The organism is Neisseria sp. P0022.S010, assembly GCF_051956635.1.
On record NZ_JBQCXF010000847.1, the window covers coordinates 1 to 501 of the forward strand.

General features: G+C 57.1%; 1 pseudogene. It reads right to left on the reverse strand.

From position 1 onward, the window contains the following. Positions 1-501 (reverse strand): annotated as a pseudogene (locus ACTHUT_RS21740) (TonB-dependent siderophore receptor); the annotation flags it as partial.

Consider the following 501-nt stretch of genomic DNA (forward strand, 5'->3'; position numbering starts at 1 on the left):
GAATACTTCGGCACTGGTGTCTTTGCCGTATGCCCAGCGTGCGGAAGAATTGCTGCGCGGCGAAGACTCAAACGGTATGAATCCAGTACGGCGCGAACCTGCTGCGGTCAGATAGCTGAAACGCGAGCTGCCGTTGTTGCGGAAACGGTGTATTTCCGTACCGAGGCGCCATTGGGTTTGCGGCGTGATATCGTAAGACAACGTACCGTAGAAAGTGTGATTGTGGCGCGAAGTGTTCGGCAGGTAATCGCCGCCATGGTCGCTGACCAAAATAGCGCGGCCGCGCAAGGTATTGTCTGCATTCAAAGGCTGATTGGCATCAAGGACGAAACGGTAGTGGTTCCACGAACCGACACCGGCTTCCACGCTGATGGCTGGCTTGGCAGTCGGTTTTTTGCGTTCCAACGCAACCGTACCGCCCGGCTCGCCCATGCCGCCGTTGGACAAACCGCTTGCGCCGCGTACGACGACGACTTGTTCGTACAACGTGCTGTCCAGATT